This window comes from Bacillus sp. SIMBA_154, assembly GCF_046536015.1.
Lineage (GTDB): Bacteria > Bacillota > Bacilli > Bacillales > Bacillaceae > Bacillus > Bacillus pumilus_P.
Genome location: NZ_JAWJBV010000632.1, coordinates 1 through 238 on the forward strand (window position 1 = coordinate 1; position 238 = coordinate 238).

Annotated in this window: 1 protein-coding gene; it reads left to right on the forward strand. The window is 39.1% G+C overall.

Going from position 1 to position 238, the window contains the following annotated elements:
- Positions 1–238, forward strand: a 238-nt coding sequence (locus R0K30_RS23410) for a DUF2066 domain-containing protein (protein WP_410613413.1), incomplete at both ends; no start/stop codon positions are given.

The window sequence follows — 238 nt, forward strand, 5'->3', positions numbered from 1 at the left end:
CTCGTTTAGACGCTAGCCGCAAAGCGTTGCTTAACGTATTAGTAAAAGTGAGTGGTGACAAAAGCGCTGATGAAAATCGAGTCGCTAAGCAACGCACTAAAGATATATCCGATTATATGCTGAAATTTGAATATGATGAGCGTATTCCCGGAGAGCTTAAATTATTAGTTAAGTTTGAAGCACGAAAAATCGATGCACTAATCAAAGAGCTTAATTTGCCATTATGGGGAATGCAACG